21 protein-coding genes and 1 tRNA gene are annotated in these 21,346 nt (G+C 65.4%); 11 read left to right on the forward strand and 11 right to left on the reverse strand.

What is annotated here, in order from left to right; all coding sequences use genetic code 11:
• Positions 1-157 precede the first annotated feature (157 nt).
• Complete coding sequence (gcvPA, locus tag NP511_RS18370; protein WP_049966608.1) at positions 158-1,495, forward strand: aminomethyl-transferring glycine dehydrogenase subunit GcvPA; 1,338 nt, start codon at positions 158-160, stop codon at positions 1,493-1,495.
• Positions 1,492-2,985 (forward strand): aminomethyl-transferring glycine dehydrogenase subunit GcvPB, encoded by a 1,494-nt coding sequence (gene gcvPB, locus NP511_RS18375; RefSeq protein ID WP_049966609.1) that lies wholly within the window; start codon positions 1,492-1,494, stop codon positions 2,983-2,985. Before gcvPA ends, gcvPB begins: the two co-directional genes overlap by 4 nt.
• A gap of 112 nt (positions 2,986-3,097) precedes the next feature.
• Here the strand turns inward: gcvPB and NP511_RS18380 are convergent, their stop codons facing one another.
• Positions 3,098-3,274: a DUF7838 family putative zinc beta-ribbon protein gene (locus NP511_RS18380; RefSeq protein ID WP_015298880.1), complete on the reverse strand. Its 177-nt coding sequence runs from the start codon at positions 3,272-3,274 to the stop codon at positions 3,098-3,100.
• Between the two features lie 92 nt (positions 3,275-3,366).
• Between NP511_RS18380 and NP511_RS18385 the strand changes: the two genes are divergently transcribed.
• Positions 3,367-3,900, forward strand: a complete 534-nt coding sequence (locus NP511_RS18385; RefSeq protein ID WP_006179301.1) for a cob(I)yrinic acid a,c-diamide adenosyltransferase — start codon at positions 3,367-3,369, stop codon at positions 3,898-3,900.
• A gap of 106 nt (positions 3,901-4,006) precedes the next feature.
• Here NP511_RS18385 and NP511_RS18390 read toward each other — a convergent pair whose 3' ends face one another.
• The 3 genes from NP511_RS18390 to NP511_RS18400 form a co-directional block, all read right to left on the reverse strand.
• The gene (locus NP511_RS18390) at positions 4,007-4,195 is read right to left on the reverse strand and encodes a hypothetical protein (RefSeq protein WP_049966610.1); all 189 of its coding nucleotides are present in this window, start codon (positions 4,193-4,195) and stop codon (positions 4,007-4,009) included.
• A gap of 156 nt (positions 4,196-4,351) precedes the next feature.
• Positions 4,352-4,768: a DoxX family protein gene (locus NP511_RS18395; protein WP_049966611.1), complete on the reverse strand. Its 417-nt coding sequence runs from the start codon at positions 4,766-4,768 to the stop codon at positions 4,352-4,354.
• Between the two features lie 235 nt (positions 4,769-5,003).
• Positions 5,004-6,773 (reverse strand): adenine deaminase C-terminal domain-containing protein, encoded by a 1,770-nt coding sequence (locus tag NP511_RS18400; RefSeq protein WP_049966612.1) that lies wholly within the window; start codon positions 6,771-6,773, stop codon positions 5,004-5,006.
• 136 nt (positions 6,774-6,909) lie between these two features.
• Here NP511_RS18400 and NP511_RS18405 point away from each other — a divergent pair, with 136 nt between their 5' ends.
• Together NP511_RS18405 and NP511_RS18410 are read left to right on the forward strand one after the other, a co-directional pair.
• Positions 6,910-7,185 carry a DUF7553 family protein gene (locus tag NP511_RS18405; protein WP_049966613.1) on the forward strand — a complete coding sequence of 92 codons (276 nt, stop codon included), beginning with the start codon at positions 6,910-6,912 and terminating at the stop codon, positions 7,183-7,185.
• 40 nt (positions 7,186-7,225) lie between these two features.
• Positions 7,226-7,300: transfer RNA gene (locus NP511_RS18410), tRNA-Val, on the forward strand.
• Positions 7,301-7,643: 343 nt separating this feature from the next.
• On the opposite strand, the gene NP511_RS18415 is transcribed toward NP511_RS18410, so the two are convergent.
• The 3 genes from NP511_RS18415 to NP511_RS18425 all read right to left on the reverse strand — a co-directional run bounded on the left by NP511_RS18415 (position 7,644) and on the right by NP511_RS18425 (position 10,240).
• Positions 7,644-8,174 (reverse strand): hypothetical protein, encoded by a 531-nt coding sequence (locus tag NP511_RS18415; protein WP_136396915.1) that lies wholly within the window; start codon positions 8,172-8,174, stop codon positions 7,644-7,646.
• A gap of 17 nt (positions 8,175-8,191) precedes the next feature.
• Positions 8,192-8,965: a hypothetical protein gene (locus NP511_RS18420; RefSeq protein WP_049966614.1), complete on the reverse strand. Its 774-nt coding sequence runs from the start codon at positions 8,963-8,965 to the stop codon at positions 8,192-8,194.
• A 987-nt stretch (positions 8,966-9,952) separates the two neighbouring features.
• On the reverse strand, positions 9,953-10,240 hold the full coding sequence (locus NP511_RS18425) for a hypothetical protein (protein ID WP_049966615.1): 288 nt from the start codon (positions 10,238-10,240) through the stop codon (positions 9,953-9,955).
• 352 nt (positions 10,241-10,592) lie between these two features.
• Here NP511_RS18425 and NP511_RS18430 point away from each other — a divergent pair, with 352 nt between their 5' ends.
• The 3 genes from NP511_RS18430 to NP511_RS18440 all read left to right on the forward strand — a co-directional run bounded on the left by NP511_RS18430 (position 10,593) and on the right by NP511_RS18440 (position 12,161).
• Positions 10,593-11,291, forward strand: coding sequence for a helix-turn-helix domain-containing protein (locus tag NP511_RS18430; protein ID WP_233274367.1), 699 nt, complete (start codon positions 10,593-10,595; stop codon positions 11,289-11,291).
• 158 nt (positions 11,292-11,449) lie between these two features.
• Positions 11,450-11,800 (forward strand): DsrE family protein, encoded by a 351-nt coding sequence (locus NP511_RS18435; RefSeq protein WP_049966617.1) that lies wholly within the window; start codon positions 11,450-11,452, stop codon positions 11,798-11,800.
• 151 nt (positions 11,801-11,951) lie between these two features.
• Positions 11,952-12,161: a hypothetical protein gene (locus NP511_RS18440; RefSeq protein ID WP_049966618.1), complete on the forward strand. Its 210-nt coding sequence runs from the start codon at positions 11,952-11,954 to the stop codon at positions 12,159-12,161.
• A gap of 115 nt (positions 12,162-12,276) precedes the next feature.
• On the opposite strand, the gene NP511_RS18445 is transcribed toward NP511_RS18440, so the two are convergent.
• Positions 12,277-12,762, reverse strand: a complete 486-nt coding sequence (locus NP511_RS18445; protein ID WP_049966619.1) for a metal-dependent transcriptional regulator — start codon at positions 12,760-12,762, stop codon at positions 12,277-12,279.
• Positions 12,763-12,954: 192 nt separating this feature from the next.
• Between NP511_RS18445 and NP511_RS18450 the strand changes: the two genes are divergently transcribed.
• A complete protein-coding gene (locus NP511_RS18450; protein ID WP_006182074.1) occupies positions 12,955-13,095 on the forward strand; it encodes a hypothetical protein in 141 nt (46 codons plus the stop codon).
• A gap of 9 nt (positions 13,096-13,104) precedes the next feature.
• On the opposite strand, the gene NP511_RS18455 is transcribed toward NP511_RS18450, so the two are convergent.
• The gene (locus NP511_RS18455; RefSeq protein WP_049966920.1) at positions 13,105-13,518 is read right to left on the reverse strand and encodes a hypothetical protein; all 414 of its coding nucleotides are present in this window, start codon (positions 13,516-13,518) and stop codon (positions 13,105-13,107) included.
• 167 nt (positions 13,519-13,685) lie between these two features.
• On the opposite strand from NP511_RS18455, the gene NP511_RS18460 reads away from it, so the two are divergent.
• A complete protein-coding gene (locus tag NP511_RS18460) occupies positions 13,686-15,143 on the forward strand; it encodes an MATE family efflux transporter (RefSeq protein ID WP_049966620.1) in 1,458 nt (485 codons plus the stop codon).
• Positions 15,144-15,565: 422 nt separating this feature from the next.
• Here NP511_RS18460 and NP511_RS18465 read toward each other — a convergent pair whose 3' ends face one another.
• Together NP511_RS18465 and rdfA are read right to left on the reverse strand one after the other, a co-directional pair.
• Entirely contained in the window at positions 15,566-17,521 is a 1,956-nt protein-coding gene (locus NP511_RS18465) for an archaea-specific SMC-related protein (RefSeq protein ID WP_049966621.1), read from the reverse strand.
• A gap of 61 nt (positions 17,522-17,582) precedes the next feature.
• Positions 17,583-18,209, reverse strand: coding sequence for a rod-determining factor RdfA (rdfA, locus tag NP511_RS18470; RefSeq protein WP_211249119.1), 627 nt, complete (start codon positions 18,207-18,209; stop codon positions 17,583-17,585).
• A gap of 789 nt (positions 18,210-18,998) precedes the next feature.
• Here rdfA and NP511_RS18475 point away from each other — a divergent pair.
• A complete protein-coding gene (locus NP511_RS18475) occupies positions 18,999-21,254 on the forward strand; it encodes an NADP-dependent malic enzyme (RefSeq protein ID WP_049966623.1) in 2,256 nt (751 codons plus the stop codon).
• The last annotated feature ends 92 nt before the right edge of the window (positions 21,255-21,346 follow it).

Consider the following 21,346-nt stretch of genomic DNA (forward strand, 5'->3'; position numbering starts at 1 on the left):
GGACGGCGAGCGCGGCCACGGTCACCGGCGATCGCACCGAAACGGGTGCGTTCATTATGCCCCCTCCGCTAGAGACCAGTATCGTGTCTCGGATCGAACGCCGCCGACGCTGCAGGGGGCGACCGATCGGGTCGATCGACCGGGACCACGGCTAGCTATGCACGGATCACACGCTACGGGGAGCCCCTACGCTCCCCACACGGAGGAGGACCGCACGGCGATGCTCGAGGCGGTCGGCGCGGACTCCGTCGAGGACCTCTTCGACGTTCCGGCCGAGGTCGCGTTCGACGGGCGCTTCGACATCGACGCGCGATCGGAACGGGAAACGCGGCGACTGGTACGCTCGCTGCTGGCCCGCAACGACGAGGTGACCGAACTGCTCGGACGGGGCCACTACGGCTACTACGTGCCGTCGCTGGTCGATCACCTCGCGGACCGCTCGGAGTTTCTGACCTCTTATACGCAGTACCAGCCCGAGGTCTCACAGGGGTTCCTGCAGGCCCTGTTCGAGTACCAGTCGCTGTTGGTCGAGCTGACCGGGCTCCCGGTCGCGAACTGTTCGATGTACGACGCCGCGACGGCGCTGGGCGAGGCCGCGACGCTGGCCGACCGCATCCGCGACACCACGGGCCACCGTGTCCTCGTCCCCGAGCTGCTCCGCGAGGAGCGCCGAAGCACCCTCGAGAACTACGTCGCCGGTACCGACCTCGTGGTCGAGTCCTACCCCGTCGAGGACGGGACCGTCGAACTCGCGGGACTCGAGGCCGCCGCCGACGAGGAGGTCGTCATGATCTACGCCGAGAACCCCACGGTACGGGGAACGATCGAGGAACGGCTCGAGGCCGTCGGCGACCTCGCCGAGTCCAACGATGCGCTCTTCGTCCTCGGCTCGGACCCGATCGCGCTCTCCCTGCTCGAGCGCCCCGCCGACGTCGGCGCGGACGTCGTCATCGGCGACGCCAGCGTCCTGGGGCTCCCGACGAGCTACGGGATGGGATTGGGCCTGTTCGCAACGCGGGAGGACTACCTCCGGCAAGTCCCCGGCCGGCTGGTCGGGGCCAGCGAGGACGCGACCGACCGCCGGGCGTACACGCTGACGCTTCAGACCCGCGAACAGCACATCCGTCGGGAGCGGGCCACGAGCAACATCTGTACGAACCAGGCCTGGGTCGCGCTCCGGACCGCGATGCACGCTGCCGTCCTCGGCCCGAGCGGCATGGTCGATCTCGCGGAGCGCGACGTCCGACGCGCGCGTGATCTCGCGGCTCGACTCGACGAGATCGTCGGCGTGAAAGCGCCGGTCCACGACCGACACCACCTCCGGGAGTTCGTCGCCCGCGTCGACCAGCCCGCCCGCGCCGTCGCCGACGCCCTCGAGAAACGGGGCTTCGCGGTCCACGTCGTCGGCGATCACGAGATCCAGGTCTGCGTCGCCGGCGTGCCCGACGAGCGGCTGGATCGGTTCGTCGAGGCGCTCGAGGGGGTGGTCCGATGAGCGACGAGCGACCGGACGACCCGCAGGTCCGGTACGATCAGGCCCGCTACGTCGAGAACGGCGAGTACGAGCCGCTGCTTTCCGAGAAGGATCTGACGCGGGTCGAGATCGGCGGTGGCGAGGAGACGGCCGACGGCGAGTCGCCGCTGCCCGACGACCTCACCCGTGACTCGCTCGAGCTACCCGAACTCTCCGAGCCCGAACTGGCTCGTCACTACACGCGACTCTCCCAGATGATCTACGGGATCGATAGCGGGCCCTACCCGCTTGGCTCGTGTACGATGAAGTACAACCCGAAATTCACCGAGGACGTGGCCGCGCTGCCGTCGGCGGCGGTTCATCCCGACCGCTCCGAGGGGTCGGTACAGGGCAATCTGGAACTGCTCTATCGTCTGCAGGACTACCTCGGTCGGATCGGCGGCATGGACGCGGTGACGCTGCAGCCGCCCGCCGGGGCCGCCGGCGAGTTCGTCGGCATCCGCGTCGCGGCGGCCTACCACGAACACAACGGCGAGGGCCACCGCGACGAGGTCATCGTTCCCGAGAGCGCCCACGGGACCAACTTCGCGACCGCCGCCCTGGGTGGCTACGACGTCGTCTCCCTGCCCAGCGACGACGAGGGCCGGGTCGACCTCGAGGCGCTCGAGGCCGCCCTCTCGGAGAACACGGCGGCGCTCATGCTCACGAACCCCAACACGCTCGGACTGTTCGAGCGCGATATCACCGAGATCGCCGAGCTGGTCCACGACGCGGGCGGACTGCTCTACTACGACGGGGCGAACCTGAACGCCCTGCTCGGCCGCGCGCGGCCGGGCGACATGGGCTTCGACGTGATGCATTACAACGTCCACAAGACGTTCGCGACGCCCCACGGCGGCGGCGGGCCGGGTGCGGGGCCGGTCGGCGTCGTCGACGACCTCGCGCCGTTCCTGCCCGCGCCCCGCGTCCGACAGCGCGAGGCCGAGTCCGCGGGCGGCGAGCCCCGGTACGAACGCTTCGAGCCCGACCACACCATCGGGAAGGTCCACGGCTTCCACGGCAACTGGCTGGTGCTGCTCAAGGCCTTCGCCTACATCGCGCGGCTCGGCGACGAGGGGCTGGCGGACGCCAGCGCCTCCGCGGTACTGAACGCGAACTACCTCGCGGAGCGGATCGAGTACGACGTGCCCTACGGCCCGTTCCACCACGAATTCGTCGCCAGCGCCGGCGAGCAGGACGCCGCCGACGTGGCCAAACGGATGCTCGACTACGGCGTCCACCCGCCGACGACCAAGTGGCCCGAGATCGTCCCCGAGGCCCTGATGACCGAGCCGACCGAGGTCGAGAGCAAGGCCACGTTAGATCGGCTCGCCGCCGCGTTCAACGCCGTCGCCGGCGAGGACGACGCGACGCTCGCGGACGCGCCCGAACGGACGACAGCCCGCCGGATCGACCAGACCAGCGCCGCGCGGACCCCGCGGCTGTCGTGGCACCACCTCGAGGACGAGTAGTACGCACTGTTCGTCCGCGGCGTCGGTGCCGCTACGAGTACACGTTTGGCATCCGTGCCGTGAAGTGAAAAACGACGGATCGAACGACGAAAGGAGACGGCGCAGGTCGGGCTTACGCCGTACTCGAGTCGACGGCGGTGCCGTTGTCGCCGATCCGGACGAAGCCGTAGTCACAGTCCGGGCAGTGCCACTTGACCTTCTCGCCGAGGTGCAGCGACGTGCTGGCGGCGCGGTAGAAGGTCTTCTCGCCCCCGCAGTCGGGGCACTCGTGGTCGAGTTCCATAGCCATACGCGGCGATAGCGGATCGAGCGAGTTTAACGTACTGGTTCCGGCGTGCGTTCGACGCGGAAATTAAGTGGTCGCCGTCCGTCGGTCCAGTCATGTCGATCTACACCGGCCGCGGCGACGACGGGGAGACGGACCTCCGCGACATGAGCCGCGTCTCGAAGGCGAGCGCCCGGATCGAGGCCTACGGGACCGTCGACGAACTCAACGCCTTGCTCGGGACGATCCGCCCGACCGACTACGACGACGTCAACGACCACCTGTCGGCGATCCAGAACCACCTCCACATCGTCCAGGCGGACTTCGCCAATCCCGACCCCGACGAGGACGACCCCGCGATCCGGCCCGACCACGTCGAGACCGTCGAGGATTGGATCGATGCCTACGACGAGGAACTCGAGCCGCTGACTTCCTTCGTCCTGCCGACCGGCAGCGACGATGGGGCCGCGCTCCATCACGCCCGCACGGTCTGTCGGCGCGCCGAGCGCCGCGCGGTCGCGCTCGCCGGGGAGGAACAGATCAACGAGGACGCGGTGCAGTATCTCAACCGGCTCTCGGACGGCCTGTTCACGATCGCGCGCGTCGTCAATGCCCGCGACGGCGAACCCGAAGAATCGCCGGAGTACTGACCTGAATCGGTGTTTTCCGTCGCTCGAGGACACGACGAGAGCGGCCGCCACACGCAGTACTCGAGAGACGACGCGGGTGCGATCCGTATTACCGGCGGGGCCCGGATTACGGGCCGGCGGCCGATGCCGGGACCTCGAGGGCGACGGGGTCGTGACCGGTTTCCCGGTGATGATCGGTGCCGAGTCGGGTCGCTTCGGCACGGCCCGTCGCCGACCGCTCGTAGGAACAGCTGTCACAGGTCACGAGGAACTGCTTCGTCTCGGCGGCCCCCGCGGTCGGTTCGTTCGTTGCCATACGAGACCGGTCGGCGACGAACCGCTTGAACCGTTCGCCGAACCACGTTGGTGGTCCGGGTCGGAACCCATCGCTCGAGCCGGTGAGTCGGCCGAGAGCCCGCCGTTCGTACTACCGTCCTGTAGCCGCGAGACGTCGTCTCGTGGAGAATCCTGCTCAGAGACCGACGTTCAGCGCGTAGCCCCACGGCTGGCTCGCCAGCACCAGCACGAGCAGCGACGCGGCGAACAGTTCGACGTTCTTGGTGAAGTGGTTCATCTCGTTCTGTCTCTGGTCGTCGGGAACCGCCCAGAAGTCGTGCATGAGCGGCGTCGCGACGAGGAAGAAGACAGCCAGCGCCCCCGCCGCGATGACGGGGTAGACGCCGAGGACGAGGCCGAGACCACCGAGAACGAGGACGACGCCCGAGGCGACGACGCCGAACGTGGGCGCCGGGACGCCCTTGGCCTCGGCGTAGCCGGCCATCGCGTCCGGCGCGAGGAAGTGGTTGATTCCCTGGTAGAGTATCAGCCCGCCGAACAGCAGTCGGCCGACGAGCAACACGACGGCGGCGGGGCCGCTCTCGAATGCCATCAGCGGCTCACCGCCGTCGCCGCGCCGGCCGGTCCGATCGGTCGTGAGTCGGTTCGATCCGCGTTCCGCGTTCGTCGTTGCATGACGGTATCCGGTTCGTTCCAGAACCGGTTATATTCTCGCTAACGGGAGTGTTACCGGGTGAAGCGCCGGTTATCCGTAGAATTATAATGGTAGATGGAGCCGAGAACGGGGTCGGTTCGGCCGGCGGGGACCGAAGCGCGATCCGCGCGGCTCAGTCGTCGGTGTCCGCCGCCGGCTCGAGGCCGACGACGGACTGGCCCAGTACGTCGGCGTAGCCCGACGCCGTGAGCTTCAGCGTCGGAACGCCGGGGAACGTCAGCGTTTGCGCGGTCAACAGCGGCCGGTCGATGTCGACGCCGGCCTCGCGGAGGGCGTCCTCGAGCGCCTCGAACTCCGCGGCGAACTGCTCGGGCGGGAGTTCGGCGGCGGCCCCGGCGACCGGCATGGCGAGGTCGGCGACCACCTCGCCGTCGCGGGCGATTGCGATCCCGCCGCCCATCGAGGCGACGCGGTCGGCGGCGACGACGGCGTCGTCGGTATCCGCGGCGACGGTCACAAGCCCGGTCGCCTCCCAGACGGCCGAGGTAGCGAGCGCCCCCGACTCGAGGCCGAAGCCCGTGAGGAAGCCGGTAAAGCCCCGTTTCTCGGTCGCCGGGTCGCGATCGAGGACCGTCGCGGTGAGGACGTCGGTGGCGGGGTCGGGGCCGAGCCGGCGGCTCGAGCCGTCCGGTCCGTCGACGACGGCGGCATCGGCGGTCGTTTCGGTCGTCACGAGCCCGCGGTCGACCGCCATCGCGCGGACACGGCCCTCGGGCGCGGCCTCGAGCGGCGCGGTGAAGCGCTCGGCCGAGACGTCGACCGAGATCGTGTCGTAGACGTAGTCGGGGTAGGGATCGGTCCTGGCGTCGACGAGGGGCTTGCCGTCGGCGACGACGACCTCGCCCTCGGAGAGGACCGTCTCGACGGCCATCGACTCGAGGTCGTCGACGACGACGAGGTCGGCGACGGCACCCGGTTCGACGACGCCCCGGTCCGCGAGTCCGAAGTGGGCTGCGGTGTTCCGGCTCGCGGCGTCGATCGCGTCGGCGGGCTCGATCCCGGCGTCGATCAGCCGGCGGACGATCTCGGCCATGCCAAAGCCCTCGAGCAGGTCGCCGGGCCAGACGCCGTCGGTCGACAGCGAGACGCTCCGTGGGTCGAGGTCCGGGTAGGCATCGATCAGCGCCTCGAGGTCGTCTCGGATCGAGCCGGAGCGGCCGACGACGTGGATCCCGTTCGCGGCGCGCTCGCGGATCCCGTCAGCCGAAATCGCCTCGTGGTCGTTGTCGACGACGGTCGCGAACGCCCGCAGCGCCTCGCCCCGACAGCCCGCGCCGTGGCCGACGATCGGGAGATCGCGCTCGCGGGCGCGCTCACAGAGGTCCTCGAGCGGCGAGTCCTGGCCGACGACGTGGATCCAGTCGATCTCGCCGATCCCGACGACCCGGTCGCGGTCCAGCAGGTCCGAGAGCGCCTCGAGTTCGGCCGGCGAGCCGGTCGTCGGTTCGAAGGTGTCGACGAAGTCCTGTGGCGGCAGGGAGACGTAGGTCGTGACCGGGCAGTCGGCGGTCCGCTCGAGGAAGGTCTCCACGCCGCGGCTGCCAAAGAGCAGCCCGAGGCCGGAACTCTCGGTGACGATCGAGGTAGTCCCCGATGCGAGTAGATGGGGCACTTCGCGGTCGAACAGCAGCTGGATGTCGGCGTGGGTGTGGGCGTCGATCAGCCCCGGCAAGACGATGCTGTCGGCCGCCGAGACGACCGTCGTCTCCGGGCCGGTGACCGACTCGGCGTCCGCGAGCAAGGCGGCGATCCTGTCGCCGACGATCGCGACATCGCGGTCGAGAAATTCGCGGCGGTTCGAACAGTACACCTGCCCGCCCTCGACGACCAGGTCGGCGGTCGCCCCCTCGCGCTCGAGCGCGACCGACTGGAACTCGTTCATAGCCGGGAATTCTCACGGAGTGACGTATGTCAATCGATCGCGTGTCGGGCTCGGGATCGCCCGCGGGAGCGGCGTCGAAATTCGTCCTCTACGATAGGACTATATACGCAGCTAACCTTTCTACGGGAGAGAACCGATGAACAACCACTTCCACGACAGCCGGTATTACCTCGCTCGCGCCGCCGAACACGCCCGTCTGGGCGTTGCGGAAACGCTCGAGCCCCACGTCGATCGCGTCCGATCACGGCTCGGGCTCGCGGTCGAAGCCGAACCCGAGCCGAGTCGGCTCGAGGCGGTCCAGGCGGATGCGCTCGGCCTCGAGCGGCGTGCGGCCCATCGGGTTCGTGGGGTCGCTGGTGACGTGCGTGGGCGCGTTGATGGGGGTCGCTCGAGTGACGCCGACGACCGCTGAAAGGAAGTCTTAAGTCAGACGCACGGGAAGGGCCTCGTGCGGGTTGGTGATCTAGTCCGGTTATGATACCTCCTTCACACGGAGGAAGCCGGCGGTTCAAATCCGCCCCAACCCATTACGCTCCTTCCGTTGCGTGAAGTGGTAAACTATCAGAGAGCGGTGTTGATGTTATCCCTTCTAGTAATCCACTGAGTTGCTTCTCAGTTCTGTGTAGAATCGCAGTACAGCGTCCCTGTTACCCAATAAGTAATCCAACATGTGCTAGAATCTGGTTCTCTACGCTCGGCATGGACAAATGTGGCGCGGTTAACAAGGTTCTCACCGTCTACCGGAACGGCTCTCCGGATAAACAGGTGTCACGACCCGCGTGGACAACGATGAGAAGCCGAACCTCTGCCCTGACTGTAGGAAGCCGAGATTAAGGATTCGGAGGGCTGTGCGGCCTGTCCCAATGGCTCTTACTTGTTGAAGTCGTATTCCGAACTACCTGGATAGTTGTTCAACGTCTCGTGGAGGTGTAAGGGTACATCTTCTAGCAGTTCCAAGATCTTCGATCCGCTCCATGACTCAATGTGGAGTTTCACCTTGTCGCTTTCCCGGAAACCCTGTTCACATTCAAAATCGGGGTGGCCGTTCCCAAGACGATCATTAGTCTTGAGAGTTCCACTCAGATACTCTGTAGGTCCAAATCCATCTGCTCGAATAGAGATTTCGCCACCATCGGAGCGGAGCGTGACAATTGTTACCCCGTCTAGTTTCCGTGCTATTGGCACGAATTTGCGGAGCTTGTATCGATATGACTGTTTCTCCGAGAAAGTCACGCATTCGACCTGAAATCCAATCTCTCCCGAAGAAAACTCCCTTTCGTCGATGTAGTCTCGTATTCGGTCTCGTCTCTCGCGGGGGGCTTCTGTAACGTTTCCAAGCCAAGTGGCATAGCCTACTGCTGTCGGAATGAGGACGCCGAGTACATGTAGTAGGCTGACCATGTGGAAACCTCGTGGGTTTACTCGGTACTCCGAATGTGTTGGACAAGATTGATGATCTGCGTCTCGCTTCTGTCGGTCACGTCGTACTCGACTTTCAACTTCAATTTCTCACCGGCCCCGTCTGCTTTGAGAGCCATTTCGTCCACTTCGGCGGATACGCTATCAGCCACAGAACCAGCATCAGCGTCAGCCTCCGTTGACTCCTCCTCCACGGTTTCCTCGGGTTCGGGGGTGGGGTACTCCTCAGTAAGTTCCTCAATGAACGCCCCATACTGGTCAGACACTTCGAGTCGTGTCTCGAAGCCCTTTCTTCCGGTAACGAACTCCCCAATTCCAGACGCCTGAGCGGTTTTAATCAGGAGATTGATTTCTCTGTCCGTATGTTCATCTCCGGTCGATGCTTCGGCCTTCTCCTTGAAGGTACTCTGTTTAATCGCCGGATTGCCATTGATCTTCTCCACTAAGTTTCCGGCGTGAATACGCAAGAGCGTATCTCGGTAAGGTTCATAGAACTCGATCGCCTCCTGAAATGCGGTCTGTACGGGCTTTTCATCAATATTCTCGGAGTAACTAATACCCGAACCTCGATTTGTGTTTTGAATGTAGTCGTCCTCAACAGTCAAGAAGCCGAGCTTCGCGCCATAATTGATAGCAGATCGAACTTGCCGCTGGTCAATATCTAGTTGGTCATAGAGCTCAATCTTTTCGGAGCCGCTAACCTCATGAAGGTGGCGGCAGAGTGTGTGTAGCGCCTTGGGTTTTGCTCGACTGGGGAGTTCGACGGAAGCCATTACAAACACGTTTGGATTCCCCCGCCTTAAACCTAACGCGCCGGGCATCATAATGTCCCATCTAACTCTGTCCGGGGAATTAGAGGCATAGAGCGCTTCAATCGACTTGTTTTGGAATACAATCCAAATAAACAGGGGTCGAGGATTGTTTGGGGTGTCCGATTCAAGCAGTACTTTATATCCAGAATCAAAAAGCAGGCCGGGACACGAAAAACAGACCACGAAATGAATGATGGAATTCCGTCTATACAGCAGAAAACGCCCGTCTGAGATCAGTCAACACTGATTTAGAGCTATCTAAGGTCGCTCCGCGAATTTTTCGTCTGAGGTCAGGAATCACAGGTTGCTCAAGGCGAAGAAACCAGCCGTGTTAGGTAAACTGAAAACAGGGAGTTGGGGAGTTCTGTGATTACGCTTCCCACACGATAGGTCTAATCGCTACTAACCCATTCGGATTCCTGTTCCCGACGAATTGGGTTCGAGAACGACCTCGGTGAGGGTCGGTGATCGACTACCGGATTACGTGCCCTCTCCGTCCGCTGTCGGCGTAGGTGGCTGGCGACAGCCACAGGGCCACGCGTAGCACTCACCGGGCCCAAGACAGTGGGTGATCAGCACATCGCGGCCACAGCGTGAACACGTCCCGAGCGTACCGTCGTCACTCATCGCCCGCCACCCCGCGTGCCGCAGTTCTTGGACGGCGATTTCGGACAGCACTGATCGCATCGCTCGAGCCTGCGTGACCCAAATCCAATCGAATACCGACGCGCTGCGTATCGTGCGAGACTTTTATGCCTCGTGAGTAAGTACGGAATCATGCTTGCAAACCGCTGGGGTTTGGAAGCGCGTCTCGGGTGTTCCAGCACCCGGGACTTTCGCGTAGTCCCTGGGAGAGCGCTTCCACTCTCTGATACCGCGGTAAGAAACTTATATTTATTGGAAAGTCCATGAATAGATGAGGTGCGACGGCCGCCGACCGGGAATCGCTCACCTCTCGGAGACCGACTCCGTCGTGACGTAGTACGGCCCGTCCCACTCGCGTACCCAGTCCGGAGCCACGGGGTGGGCCTGCAACTGATTCGCCTCGTAGGACTCGTCCGGGTAGACGGTGCCGTCCTCGTCAGTCCCGTCCTCGAGCGGGACCACGAAGGTGACCGGGTCCCGCCCCTCGGCGGGGATCAACTGTTTCCGGTCCCAATCGTGTGCCGCGCCCGCCGAATCGGTCCATTCCTGCGGGTGGAACGTGACGGCGACGCCGGAGTCGTGATCAGTCATCGGTCGTTCTCACACGCAGACCGCGGATAGGGACTCTGACGAATCGATCCGGATCGTCGTTTAAATACGCGCTCGCCGCTCGCGGTCGAACGGGCCGTCCCACACTCGAGGGCCGGACACGGCTATCGACGGGCTGTCGATCCTCGAGTCGGGCGTCGATCTCGCGGGACTCGAGTCGCCCGCTCGTTCGAACACGGCCGTTCGGCACTACCGCGAACACCGCCGATATCGTGGGTCCGACCGAGCCGACGACCCCGTCATACGACTGGGGTATTTACGTGAGCGGCGAACATATCCGCACCAACCTATTCTTAGGTGTGCCTAAAACAGTGAGGTAGCTCGAGTCCGACCGGTGTCGTACCGACGCCGATCGCGACCGCCCCACATCATGCCCTACGTCGAACTCACCGTCACGATTCCAGCGGACGCATGGATCGGCCGAATATCGCGCGACTACCCCGACGCCCGGTTTCGGGTCCTCGCGGCGACGGCCACCGACGGGACGGGAGCCGCCCGGCTCGAGGTCCTCGGGACGGCGGCTGACCGGATCTGCGAGGCCTTCCGGGCCGACGACTCGGTGACCGATCTGACGGTCCTCGAGACGGCCTGTCACCGGCGGCGTCTCCAGCTCGAGACGACGTCGCCGGTGGTGTTGACCGCGATCCAGTCGTCGGGCGTGCCGCTTCGGACCCCCTTCGAGATCAGCGACGGGCGGATGGCCCTGGAGACGACGATCCCCCAGGAGCAACTCTCGCGGCTCGGCGAGAGCCTGACCGACTCCGGGATCACGTATTCGCTCGAGCGGGTGCAACCGGAGGCCGATTCCGAGTCGCTGCTCACCGACAGACAGCAGTGGCTCCTCTACGAGGCGATCGATCGCGGCTACTACGACACGCCGCGCCGGATCACGTTGGTCGAACTCGCGGACGAACTCGACATCGCCAAGTCGACGTGTAGCGAGACGCTCCACCGGTTAGAGGAGCGCGTCCTGAAACAGTTCGTGACGGGGGACTGCGAACACCAGCCCGATATCTCCATCCGCGCCGATTGAACGGTCCCGCGTCTCGCGACCGGAAGCGCCCTCGGATCCCGACGCCCGCAGCCGACGGCCCTGCCGCCTCGAGACCGCGTGTCGGACCCCCGAAGTCGATCCGGGGAAGGTATTCGAGACGGTTACTATCCGGGTCGCGGCCGTCTCCCGAACCGGCTATGACGAAACACGCGTTCATCCTCCTCTCGCATCCGGAGCGACCGGGCAAGTTCGCGAACCCCTTGACCTACGCCGCGCAGTTGGACGCGGCGGGCCACGAGGCGCGGGTCTACTTCGACGGGGCCGCGACGTACTGGTTCGAAGATATCGAGGACCGGCCCGCGCCGGCACGAGAGGCCTACGAACGGGCGAAAGACGAGGACCTCATCGCCGGAGTCTGTGACCACTGTGCGACGTTCAAAGGCGTCGCGGCGGCCGTCGAGGCCGAGGGGTTCGAGATCGACGGGACCGAACACACACCGGACGTCGCGGCCCTCGCGGACGAGGGCTACGAGATCCACACGGTCTGAGCGACCGCGACGCGGGGACGAATCGATCGGACCGACGTCAGCCGAGCGTCGCTGATCGTGGGCGGTCGCTCGACGACGGGCAACCGGTGGCGAACATGTTCACCACCAACCTTTGGCGGTTTCGGGCCCAACATATGACGGGAACCAAAATATGCGACTTTCCAAGGGTGCGCTTCTCGTCGTCATCGCCGTCCTCATCCCGTTCGTCATCGAGTTCCGGACGGCCCTCTCGTGGTTCGGTATCACGCTGTCCGTCCTCGAGACGGGTGTAGTCGGGCTAGCGGTCGTCATCGCCCTCCTAGCCTGGGCGATGTGGCCACAGGAGGACGGTGCGGCGATGGAATCACACCGATCCGACTAACGGCGTTTCGAAGGGCGAGAACTCGGCTGACGACCGTTCGGTCCCGGTCGTCGTTGTCGATTCGCCGTCGGGCCAAGCGCCCGCCATCGGTGGTCGGGACTGGAAGGCGGTCCCGCTAACCCTCGGCGTGAGCCTCGACGAGACAGCCGTCGGACCCCTCACCGATGCGTCGGCAAGCGTCGACACGGGGGTCGTCGATCCGCTCTTGCAGCCGGTGGACGCCGGTTTCGGGAATCGTGTATCCGATCCGATAGGCGGTGTAGTCGTCGATATCGTACGCCAGGACGCGATCGAAAAAGGACGTGACCACGCACTGTCGCCACGCGAGCGACTCGGCGATCGCCGCTCCGCGGGGCGTCAGCTCGACGCCGGCGTACTTCTCGTACTCGAGGACGGCGTCCTCGGCGAGTCGTCCGACCATCTCGGTGACGCTTGCGGGGCTGGTGTCCAGTTGCTCGGCGAGTTCACCGGTTCCGACCCGTCCCGTTCCCCGAGCGGCGAGCCGGGAGACGGTGAGGAGGTACCACCCTGCGGTCGGGCTGCGTAACGTACACGGTCCGGCCGTCTCGGCGGCATCCATCGCCACGTCTGCGGCAGTCATCGTTCGAAACACCGTACCACGGGTACCCACGAATCATACTCCCCGAATATGTTCCTCAATTCAATTACTGACGAACGTGTGTTCCGAGGGTTCGGACGTGTATCGGCGAATCGAACGGTATCGAACCGTCGAGAACTCCGACCGGAGATAGTAGCGACGAAACTTAACTCACCACGAGTGGTAGCTCCTCGCATGGTGTACCAGTTGCGGTGTGACGGCTGTGATTTCGAGCGGGAACACGCGGACTGGGCGGACGCAAACAGGGATGCCAGGGATCACGAGGCGGAACACGGCGATCACTGGGTGCGTATCGTCGACCTGCAGGAAGCCTGAGCGGACGGCTCACTCTCCGGGGCCGTCGACCCCCTCGAGCGCCGCTGCCAGGATCGCGGTGTGGACCGTTCGGCTGTCGGTCTCCTGAATCGTGGCCGCCGCCTGGAACCGCTCGCGGGCGCGGGCCACCGTCTCCGGCTCGGCGGCGAGTTGCGCGAGTTCGAACGCCTCGGGGTCGACGGCGCGAGCGGCCCCGAAGTCCGCCGCGTCGTACAGGCCGGCGAAGTCCGCGACGAGGTCGGCGACCAGCTGGGCGGTCGCGTCCGCACCCGGATCGCCGACCGGCACCGTCGAGCCGGTCGGCTCGAAGTAGTTCGCGTAGTCGACGACGCCCGCCTCCTCGTAGAGAATCGTCTCGAGCGCGTCGAAGACCGGCGGCGAGACGTAGACGCCGAACAGTTTGTATCGATCGTCGCTGGTCATCGGTTCAGGTCGACTCGATCCGACGCGCTCGAGTCGGATAAATCCGACCACCGGTCGGCCGGGAACACCGTCACTACGGGGTCGATTCGAACGATCGTCCATGAGAAACGAAGGCGGTATAAAGCGTTTTAGCGTCGAATCACGAACCGCGAGGCGTGGTTTCTCGAGTGCCGAATCCGCTCCGGTGGCTCCTGCTATCGATCGGGTTCCTGCTCGCGCGGGCCGGCGTCGTCGACCGGGAGCGCGTCGTGCGGACGACGGACCTCGCGTGGCCGCGGATCGTCACGGGGATCGCCCGGATGTCGAAGTCGGCGGCGGACGTGGCGATGGTCGGCATCGCGCTGGGGCCGGCGGCGATCGCCGGCGTCGGCTTCGCGACGCCGTTCTGGGCGCTCGCGTTCGGGATCGGCGGCGGGGTCGCCGGCGCGACGATCGGGCTGGTCTCCCAGCGATTCAGCGCGGGCGCGACCGAGGACCTCTCGCTGGCGGTGACGACCAGCGCGCTCGTCGTCGTCGCGATCACCGTGCCGCTCGCGGCCCTGTTCTGGCTCGTTCCCGCGGAGCTGATCGGATTCGTCGGTGACGACGCCGCGTCGGTTTCCTACGGTGCCGACTACCTCCGGGTCGTCTCCCTCGGGGTTCCCGTCGCCGCCCTGAACCTGATCGGCAGCCGGACCCTCGTCGGGGCCGACGACGCCTGGACGCCGATGGCGTTGCGAGCCGGCGGTGCCGTCGTCAACGTCGCGGTCAACGCCGTCCTGCTGTTCGTCCTCGAGCTGGGTGTCGTCGGCGCGGCGATCGGCACGGTACTGGCCAACGTCCTCGTGCTGGCGGCGTTCGTCACCGGCTTCGCGTTCGGCCGGCTGCCGGTGATCGGCGACTTCCCGGTCAGGATCGACGTCTCGCGGCCGTACACGACCCTCGAGGACGTCCGGAACGTGATCGAGATCGGGACGCCGCTCGTCTTCACCAACGTCGCCCGCCGGGGCGCGCAGTTCCCCATGCTCGCGATCGTCGCCCTCTTCGGCCCGAACGTCGTGGCCGCCTACGTCGTCGCGCGCCGCGTTCGGGATCTGATGGACACGCCCGGCTGGGGGTTCTCGCTGGCCTCGAGCAGCCTCGTCGGCCAGGAACTCGGCACCGGCGACGAGGGCGACGCCGACACCTACGGCTGGGAGGTGCTGTGGTTCGGCACCGCCGTCTACCTCTGTAGCGCGGCACTGGTCCTCGTCTCCGCCGAGCGGGTCGGCCGGCTCTTCGTCGACGACACCGAGATCCTCCCGCTCGTGACGACGTTCATCGTCGTCGCCTGCGTGAGCGTCGTCTTCCGCGGAATCAGCGGCGGCGCGACCGGCCCGCTGCGTGCCAGCGGCGACACCCGCTGGCCGTTCTACGGACAGGTACTCGGGCTGTACGCGTTCGCGCTTCCCGTCGCCGCCCTCGGTGCCGTCGCCGTCCCCCTGCCGGGTCTCGAGGCCGTGACGCCGCTGGGAATCGGGGCGCTGTACGCTGCGTTGATCCTCGAGACGCTCGTCCCGGCCGCCGTCACCTACCACCGGTTCGCCGCCGGCCACTGGAAGGCCATCAGCCGCGGCTACCGGCCCGACTCCTCGCCCGGCGATTGATAGAAATACCAGCCTTGTCACTATCATTCTAATCTGGTACGATTTCGGTCGAACTAGTAGGCAAGGACTCACTCGATGCCGTCGGTATCGCTCGAGCGAATCGCCGACGATCACTCAAACGGGCTTAGAGCCGATATCACCGGCCACGGGTGTATTACGAACTGGCTGATTCATCGTGTGTATAGTCCCGGTCGAACTGAATCATACCCCAGAGAGATGGCCCCTGTCCGTCGGTTCCGTCGATTTTCCGTTCAGGGCTGATGGGCGGCGCCGGCGAACCGGCCGAGGAACCGATCGATCGAAATTCACGTATGAATTCCGAAAGTATATCGAAAAACTTCGATGTCTGATGAATAAAGGCCGGTCGATCGATATCGGTCGGAAGGCGGCGACGGAACGAGGACGTCGGCGATCGCCGAGCGCTAGATCTCCTCGACGTACGTGTACGACTCCGACAGCGCCTCGGCGTCCTCTCGGAGCAGGGCAACGACGAGACAGTCGACGTACTCCTCGAAGTAGGCCACGAGGTCGGCGATCCGGTTCGAGTCGATCGCCTCGAGCGAGTCCAGCAGCATGAACGGGACGATCTCGTAGACGTCGTGGACCAGGTAGCCGGCCAGCGCGAAGACGAGCCCGGTGACCTCGCGTTCGCTCTCCGAGAGGTGGTCGACGGTGTCCTCGTAGGTGCGGCCGTCCTCGGTCGTCCGGACGATGTGGAGGTCGAAGGCCGTCCGCGAGACCTTCCGCCGGCCCTCCCGGACCGTCCGCTCGCGGCGTTCGATCCAGATGCGGTCGATGTTACGGTACTCGAGAATCGAGAGGATCGAGTCCATGTGGTCGTTGAACGCGTCGACGGCGTTCTCTTCGATCCGGTCGACCCGTGTTCGAAGGTCCGTCAGTTCGTCCTCGACCGTCTCGCGACGCTGCTCGAGGTCGCTTCGCTCCTCGATCTTCTCCTCGATCTCCGCGATTCGCGCTTCGACCTCGTCGCGTTCGGCCTCGAGGTCCTCCAGTTCGAGTTCGAGCCGGTTCAGGTCGCGGTGGGTATCGATAACCTCGCCGTACTCGGCGTTCTCGTAGGTTTCGGCGTCCGATTCGAGGTCTTCGACGCGCGCCCGCTGCTCTTCGAGGTCGGCCTCGAGGGCCTCGATGCGGTCCGTGCGGCGCTCGAGTTCGTCCTCGACGGCCTCGAGTCGCGTTTCGATCTCCCCGCGCTTTTGGCGTTGCTCGCGCAGTTCCTTTCGCCGGTCGGAGAGGTCGTCGATCTGCTCTTGGAGATCGCTGCGCTCGTCGAGTTTCCGCTGGCGGAGCGAGCGCAGTCGGTCGAGCGTCGCCTCGATCCGGTCGCGGTCGACCCGGGAGCCACACGTCCAACAGACGACGTCGTCCGAGTCCGCCAGCAGCTGGTCGGTCACGTCGCCGTCGTCGTCCGCGGCCGCTCCGTCGTCGACCTCGAGATCGACGTCGAAGCCGTCCTCTGCGAGCCGTTCCTCGTTGAACCGGATCACGCTCTGGAGTTCGCTGACGGTCGTATCGAGCGACCGCTTTCGGTCCCGCAGCTCCTGGACGCGGCCCTCGAGGCGATCCGGCGACTCGGGGTCGTCGTCGAACGCCTCGAGTTCGGTCTCGAGATCGTCGCGTTCGGTCTCGAGTTCGGCGCGGCTCTCGCGTTCGGTCTCGAGATCGTACTCGATCGACTCGAGTTCAGTCCGGGCCTCCTGGAGGTCCGCGAAGGCCGACTCGATCGCGTCCTTCCGTTCGCGGCTCGCCTCGACGTCGAGATCGAATTCCTCGAGGTCGGCCTCGAGATCGGCGATCCGCTCCTCGGTCGCCTCGATCTCGTCCGCGAGCGCGACGCGGTCGGACTCGAGGTCGGGCAGTTCGCTGTCGAGTTGGGCGAGTTCCTCGAGCCGGCCGTCGAGGTCGCGCTTTTCGGCCTCGAGGCGGTCGATCTCCGCCTCGATCTCGTCGGTGTCGATCGGCCGCATGATGATCTCACGGAGATCGTCACCGCTCCGGACCGCACGGCGGGCCTCGTTGGACTCGAGCAGGAAGGCGAACAGATCCGCCAGCTCCGGCTCGTCGAGATATGGGTCACCGTCGAAGACGACCTCGCCGTTGCGCCGCGTCAGCGAGCGCATGTATCGCTCGTCGTCGAAGGTCAGTTCGACGCGGCCGTCGTCCGCATCTCCTTTCAGGGACGACCGACGGCTGCCGAGCGCCGCCATGATCGTCTGCAGGAACGACGTGCGGTTCGTCGCGTTTCGTCCGGTCAGGACGTTCACGCCGGGCGCGAGCGTGACCTCGGTGCTATCGATTCCGCCGATATTCTCCGCCGCGACGGTAATCGACGAGGTGACTGACTCTTGAGATGACACGAGCGCCCTTTCACGCCGCTGAACTAAATGCTATGTGGTTACGGCCGGTTTCGCATCGGCGTCACGCGGCGTCGGGTACGTCGCAGTCACAGCCGCCCCGCTCGAGCAACTCCGCGATTCCGTAGTCGGCACCGCAGTTCCCACAGATCGTCCGGACGTCGACGAACACCTCGTACTCCCGGTCGGTGATTTCGTCGGCGTTCCCCAGTTCCTCGAGCGTCGACTCCGTGATGACCTGCGTCCGCCCGGCGAGCCGTTGGACGGTTTCTTTCTTCCGCTCGATGCGATCCTCGGTGTCCTCCTCGGGGAGGGAGGCCTCGCGTACGTTCGTGAGATAGGAGTAAATCGTCTGGTGGGTAACGAAGTCCGACTCGACCGCGTCGACGTCGACGCCCGCCCGCTCGAGTTCGCGCCGTCGCCGAACCGCGACGGATCGCGACGCATCGTCGTCGGTCAGCGTTCGATAGAGCGACCCGACGTCCGTATCGAGGGCCGAACCACCTGCCTCGCGCACAGCGGCACGGAGGACGGCCTCGTTGAACTCGGTCGCGAGGTCCCGAAGGCTCGTTCGGTCCGTGCCGTCGCCGATCCACTCCGCCTCCAGGCGCTCCCCCCACTCCTCGAGGCCGTACTGGTCCATCACTCGCTCGACTTTCGTTCGCCGCCCACCACGCGAGTCGTCTGCCATACCGGATGGCACCGCGGCCTCTCCTACAAATGTTGTGGTCGTCACCGGTTCGGTCGGGGGCGGCGGCCACCGAACGAACCACCGCCGCTGACCGGCCGGTCGCGGTCGGAACTATCCCCATTCGTTCACGAGACGTAACGATCAGCTGCCACCTCGAGGACGTCGACATCGTCGGCACCGAAATCCGACGGATGGAGACCAGTTCGGTAGGAGTGAACCGAACTGAAACCGACCGAAATGTCGGATAACAGTAACACAGTTTTTTGTTTATCGATCAATTCAGGGAGGGTATCGACAAGCGGTCCGACGAGCGGGCGGCCGAGCCCGATCGTGGCGCCCCCTATTACACGAATATGCCTGTAAGGACTACCGATCGATCGGCCGGGTCTCGTTTTCCAGTGGGCAACGGCCGTGTGTCTCTCGTAGCCGTTGAAACGATTGACACACTGATCGCACTGTCCGCGGTTCTCGCTCACGTCGCTCGCTCCGAACCGCGCTCCTGTCGTGCGATCAGGTGTGCAGTAACTGTCAGTGGCTACGATAGGTCGGCCCGACAGGGAGACGGGGTCTATCGCCTGTCAGCGGCGGGTAATGACGGCTCACCAGCCGCTCGTCGGACGAGCGGACCGATGCCTGGACTGTGGGGGGATCTCGCGTTCGACGACCGCTCGTGCAGTGTGGTGATCGTGGCCATGCACCCAGGCGAGCTGTCGACTGATCGAATCTCGAGGCGGCGAGTGCCACAGCCGTACACTTTTGTCGGTCCGGCAAAGACACTCGATCACAACAATGGACGAAGACGCGCTCGAGTATCACCGGACGGATCCACCGGGCAAGATCGAGATTTCGACGACGAAGCCGACGAACACCCAGCGTGACCTCTCGCTGGCGTACTCGCCGGGCGTCGCCGCACCGTGTCTCGAGATCGACGAGGACGAGACCGACGCCTACCAGTACACGACCAAGGGCAACCTCGTCGGCGTCGTCTCGAACGGCTCGGCAGTCCTCGGATTGGGTGACATCGGCGCACAGGCTTCCAAACCCGTCATGGAGGGCAAAGGCGTGCTGTTCAAGCGCTTTGCCGACATCGACGTCTTCGATATCGAACTCGAGCTGGACGAGACGGACGCGTTCGTCGAGGCGGTCGCGGCCATGGAGCCGACCTTCGGCGGGATCAATCTCGAGGACATCGCCGCGCCGGAGTGTTTCGAGATCGAGGAGCGACTCCGCGAGCGACTCTCGATTCCGGTCTTTCACGACGATCAGCACGGCACCGCCATCATCACCGGCGCGGCGCTGCTCAACGCCGTCGAGATCTCGGGGAAGGACCTCGCCGACCTCGAGGTCACCGTCGCCGGTGCGGGCGCGGCCGCGGTCGCGACGGCGCGCTTTTACGTTTCACTGGGCGTCCGCCGGAAGAACATCACGATGGTCGATATCGACGGCATCTTGACGACCGAACGGGCCGAGGCCGGCGATCTCAACGAGTACAATCGCCAATTCGCAAGCGACGTGCCAGAGGGCGAACTCGCGGACGCCATGGTCGGCGCGGACGCGTTCGTCGGGCTCTCGACCGGCGGCATCGTCTCCCAGGAGATGGTCCGCTCGATGGCCGAGGACCCGATCATCTTCGCGATGGCGAACCCCGAGCCCGAGATCGACTACGAGTCCGCCAAGGCGGCCCGCGACGACACCGTCATCATGGCCACCGGCCGGTCGGACTACCCGAACCAGGTCAACAACGTCCTCGGGTTCCCGTTCCTGTTCCGCGGGGCGCTCGACGTGCGCGCGACCGAGATCAACGAGGCGATGAAGGTCGCGGCGGCCCACGCCCTGGCCGAGCTGGCCAAACAGGACGTCCCCGATGCGGTCGTCAAGGCCTACGGCGACCAGCCGCTGCAGTTCGGCCCGGACTACATCATCCCGAAACCGCTCGATACGCGGGTGCTGTTCGAGGTCGCGCCCGCAGTCGCGCGGGCGGCTATCGACTCGGGCGCGGCCCGCGTCGAGTTCGACGTCGACGCGTACGTCGAACGCCTCGAGGCCCGACTGGGCAAGTCCCGCGAGATGATGCGCGTGGTGCTGAACAAGGCCAAGTCCGACCCCAAGCGGATCGCGCTGGCGGAGGGGACCGACGAGACGATCGTCCGCGCGGCGGCCCAGATGGCCGATCGGGGCGTCGCGGAGCCGGTCCTGATCGGCGATGCGGCCGAGATCGAGCGGACGGTCGCGGACCTCGCCCTCGAGTTCGATCCGGACGTGGTCGATCCCGGGAGCGGCGACTACGGCGAGTACGTCGATCACCTCTACGAGCGCCGTCGACGCAACGGCGTGACCCGCCGCGAGGCCGAGACGATGATCCGCGACGACACGAACTACTTCGGCAGCGTGATGGTCGATCGCGGCGACGCCGACGCGATGCTCACCGGGCTGACGAACCACTACCCCTCGGCGCTGCGGCCGCCGTTGCAGGTGATCGGGACGGCCGACGACGCCGACTACGCGGCCGGCGTCTACATGCTGACGTTCAAGAACCGCGTGGTCTTCGTCGCCGACGCGACGGTCAATCAGGCCCCCGACGCCGACGTCCTCGCGGAGGTCACCCGTCACACCGCCGATTTGGCCCGGCGGTTCGACGTCGACCCCCGGGCTGCCCTGCTGTCCTATTCGGACTTCGGGAGCGTCGACAACGAGGGGACGCGAAAGCCCCGCGAGGCGGCCCAGCGGCTCCACGACGACCCCGCCGTCGACTTCCCCGTCGACGGCGAGATGCAGGCCGACACCGCCGTCGTCGAGGAGATGCTGACCGGCACCTACGAGTTCACCGACCTCGAGAAGCCCGCGAACGTCTTGGTCTTCCCGAACCTCGAGGCGGGTAACATCGGCTACAAGCTGCTCCAGCGGCTGGGCGGGGCCGAGGCGATCGGCCCGATGCTGGTCGGCATGGACGAACCGGTCCACGTCCTCCAGCGGGGCGACGAGGTCAAAGACATCGTAAACCTCGCGGCCGTCGCGACGGTCGACGCGCAAGGCGACGAGTCCTGATCGGCTCTCCCGGCCGTCCGTTGGGCCGGCACGCGTCGCGTTCAGTTCGATCGCCCCGTCTCGGGCCGTCGATACGTGCAGCACCTCGAACC

Source organism: Natrinema thermotolerans (genome assembly GCF_031165565.1).
Classification (GTDB): Archaea; Halobacteriota; Halobacteria; order Halobacteriales; family Natrialbaceae; genus Natrinema; species Natrinema thermotolerans.